Annotated in this window: 2 protein-coding genes; both read right to left on the bottom strand. The window is 73.3% G+C overall.

Annotation, left to right across the window (positions count from 1 at the left end):
• The coding region (locus AB0G35_RS37145; protein WP_360959181.1) for a polyketide synthase docking domain-containing protein at positions 1 to 175 on the bottom strand (175 nt) is incomplete at its 3' end.
• A gap of 43 nt (positions 176 to 218) precedes the next feature.
• A complete protein-coding gene (locus AB0G35_RS37140; RefSeq protein WP_360959178.1) occupies positions 219 to 3,794 on the bottom strand; it encodes an SDR family NAD(P)-dependent oxidoreductase in 3,576 nt (1,191 codons plus the stop codon).
• Positions 3,795 to 3,806: the final 12 nt, after the last annotated feature.

Raw genomic sequence — 3,806 nt, 5'->3', positions numbered from 1 at the left:
GCTCCCACAAGTCCTCCGGCGACGCCACCCCACCCGGATAACGACAGGCCATACCCACGATCGCAATCGGCTCCCGGCTCGCCGACTCGACCTCGGCCAGGCGGGACTTGGTCTTGTGCAGTTCGGCGGTGGCACGCTTCAGATAGCTGCGGATCTTGTCGTTCTCGGCGGTCATTGCTGCCACCAACTCCTCGGCATGCGGTCGGTCCACGGTGCGGTCACAGCTGCTCGTCCAGAAAGGCGAAGATCTCGTCGTCAGTCGCCTCGTCAAGCCGGCCCGCCACAGTCGCCTGGGTGCTCTCGGCAGCGGCGGGGGCGGTGCGGTCCCGGGGGCCGGCGGTGCCGTGCCCGGAGGTGTCGAGCTCGGCCAGCAGCCCGATGAGCCGCTGCCGCACCTCGGCTCGCCCGGCGTCGTCCGGGCTCAGCAGGGCGACGGCCCGGGCGAGTTCGTCGATCCCCTCCAGCGCGGAAGAATCGGCCGGCAAACCGGCGGGGCGGGGCAACTCCCCTTCGATCCACTCGGCCACCTCCTTCGGCGTGGGGCGGTCGAAGGCGAGTGTGGTCGGCAGCCGCAGGTCGACCAGGCGACCGAGGCGGTTGCGCAACTCCACCGCCGCCAGCGAGTCGAAGCCGATGTCCCGGAAGGGACGTTCGGGGTCGACTTCGGCGGCCGACGCATGACCGAGCACCTCGGCGACCTGCTCGGTGACCAGGTCCAGCAGGGCCGCGGACCGCTCATCTCCCCGGAGCGCCACGATCCGCGCGACGCGTCCGGCGACAGGCTCCGCGCCCTTGCCTCGCCGGTCGGCTGCCGCCGCCGCGGTGCCGGTGCCGCTGCTCCCGCGGCGCAGGGCCGCGGGCAGCAGGCCACGCAACAACGGTGGCACCGTGGCCGCGCCGTGCTCCTTGGCCGTACGGCGCAGGGCGGCACCGTCGAGGAGGAGCGGGACGAGGACCGGGGGCCCATCCCGGTACGTGGTCAGGGCCAGGTCGAGCAGGTCAAGGCCTTGCTCGGGCGGCATGGCCGCGATGCCCTCGCGGCGCAGCCGACGGAGTGCCACGTCGTCCAGGCCGCCGGCCATGCCCACCCGTTCGTCCCACAGTCCCCAGGCCAGGGACACGGCAGGCAGCCCGGCCGCACGACGGTGCCGCGCAAACGCGTCGAGGACCGCGTTGGCCGCCGCGTAGGAGCCCTGCCCCGGGCGGCCCAGGAGCCCGGCCGCGGCGGAGAACAGGACGAACGCGCGCAACGGCTGGTCGAGAGTGGCCTCGTGCAGGTTCCGTACGGCGTCGGCTTTCGGCCGGAGGACGGTGTCGAGCCGCGCCGGTGTCAGGCCGGCGAGGGCTCCGTCGTCCAGCATGCCGGCGGTGTGCACGACACCGGTCAGCGGGTGCGCCGGCGGCACCGCGGTGATGGCCTTCCGGATGTCCGCGGGGTCGGCGAGGTCGCATGCCACGAAGGTCGCGGTGACCTGCAGGTCGGCGAGCTCCCGCGCCAGGAGGGCGGCTTCGGGGGCGTCCGGGCCGCGCCTGCTGACCAGGAGCATATGCCGCACACCGTGCTGACGCGCCAGGTGCGGGACCACCCGTCGCCCCAGGGCGCCGGTGGCGCCGGTGATCAGTACGGTGCCGTCGGCATCGAATGCGGCGTCCTCAGCGGGAGCATCGGTCGCTGTCGACGCGCCGCTCACCACCGAGGCCGCGGCCGAGGTCGCGGCCGAGGTCTCGGCCGTCGCAGGGTCGGTGATCGGTACGAGAGCCGGAGCGAGTACGGTCCCGGCGCGCAGGGCGAGTTGTGGCTCTCCCGCCGCCAGAGCCTGGGGCAGGGCAGCCCAGGACTCGGGGGAGTCGTCCAGGTCGACGAGGGTGAAGCGGTCGGGGTACTCCGACTGCGCGGAGCGGAGCAGCCCCCACAGGGCTGCACCGGCCAGGTCCGGCACGTCGTCGGGCCGGGCCTCGACCGCGCCCCGAGTGAGGACGGCAAGCTGGGCGCCCACCAGGCGTTCGTCTTCGGTCCACTCCCGTACCAGGGCCAGGCCGCGCCCAAGGGCGGCGCGCACGGGGTCGTCGCCCCAGCCGGCGGCACCCGCCTCCGCGCCCCTGCCCGTACCCGCGTCCGGCACGACGAGGTGGGTGCCGGTGGGCGGCACCACTACCAGCCCGGGAACGGCGGTTCCGCCGGCCAGGGCGGCGCGCAGAGCGGTGAGGTCGGCGTGGACAGCGGGCTGCGCGCCGGGCAGGGCGCGCAGGGTCGCGCTCTCCTGCTGTGCCGCCTCCACCGTCGCCGTTCCGCTCGCGGCGGGCCCGAGGACCGTCCAGCCACGGGCGCCGGGGGCGACTGCCTGCTGCGGCACCGGCTGCCAGTCGACGCGGTACAGCGGCCCCGGCGCCGACGCGCTGTCCGCGCCCAGGGCCACCGGGCGAAGCAGCAGCGCGTCCAGGGTGAGGACGGGCCGGCCTGCCGGGTCGGCGGCCTGCACCGAGAAGGCGGCGTCGGCACCGTCACCCGCCGTCGCCAGCCTGACCCGCAGTGTCTCGGCTCCGGTGGCGTGGAGAGCAATGCCCTGCCAGGAGAACGGCACCAGGGTGGTGCCGTCCGTGTCGGGCAGCAGCCCGCCGGCACGCCATGGATGGAGGGCCGCGTCGAAGAGGGCCGGATGAATGCCGAAATTGTCGCCGTTCGCCATCGCGTCGGGCAGCTGCACCTCGGCGAAGAGCTCCTCGCCACGGCGCCACACCCCGGACAGCCCGGTGAAGGCCGGGCCGTAGCCGTAGCCGTCCGCGGCGAACCCCTCGTACAGCTCCTCGACGTCGACCGGCTCGGCCCCGGGCGGCGGCCAGGTCCCCACGGCCCATCCGGTCTCCGGTGCGACCGGGCCTTCGGGCGCGAGAACACCCTCCGCGTGCCTGGTCCACTCCGGCGCCTCGCCGTCCCGGCCCGGCCTCTCGGGGCGTGCGGCGAGCGAGACGGCGCGACGGCCCTGTTCATCGGCCGCCTCGACCAGCACCTGGAGCTGCAGTCCGCCCTGTTCGGGGAGGAGCAGGGGCGCATGGAGCATGAGTTCCTCCACACCGCCCGCGCCCACCTCGTCGGCGGCCCTCAGCAGCAGGTCGGCGATCGCCGTTCCGGGGAGCAGCACCGTGTCGGAAATGGCGTGGTCGGCCAGCCACGGGTACGCGGAGGGCGCCACCCTGCCGGTGAGGAGCAGCGAATCGGAACCGGCTATCGGCGTCGCGCCGCTGAGGAAGGGGTGGTCCTTCCATACGAGCCCGAAGCGGGCCGCGGCCGAGGTGCCGGTGGCACCAGGCACCGAACCGGTCGCCCAGTAGCTACGGCGCTGGAAGGGGTATGTGGGCAGGTCGATCCGCCGGGCATCGGTGCCTGAGTGGAGCGCGGCGGCATCGAGTTCTGCATCACGGGTGTGCAGGGTGGCGAGTGCGGTGGTGAAGGTCTGCGATGCCGGCCGGTCACGCCGCAGGACAGGCACGAACGCCACATCAGCACCGTCTGAATCCTCTGCATCCTCTGTATCGAGGCACTGGCCGGCCATCCCCGTCAAAACAGCATGAGGACCGATCTCCAAGAACGTATCCGCCCCGAGCGTGCGGGCAGCTCGTATCCCGTCGGCGAAACGCACCGCTTCCCGCACATGCCGCACCCAATACCCGGCACTGCCCAACTCCTCAAACCCAGCCACCGCACCGGTCACATTCGACACCACCGGCACACGCGGCCGCCCATACTCCACACCCTCAGCAACCCGACGAAACTCCTCCAACATCGGGTCCATCAACGCCGAATGAAA

The sequence above is a fragment of the Streptomyces sp. NPDC021749 genome (assembly GCF_040640655.1).
Taxonomy (GTDB): domain Bacteria; phylum Actinomycetota; class Actinomycetes; order Streptomycetales; family Streptomycetaceae; genus Streptomyces.
The sequence above is the reverse complement of the archived record's forward strand: the minus strand, read 5'-3'. Positions and strand labels throughout refer to the sequence as shown.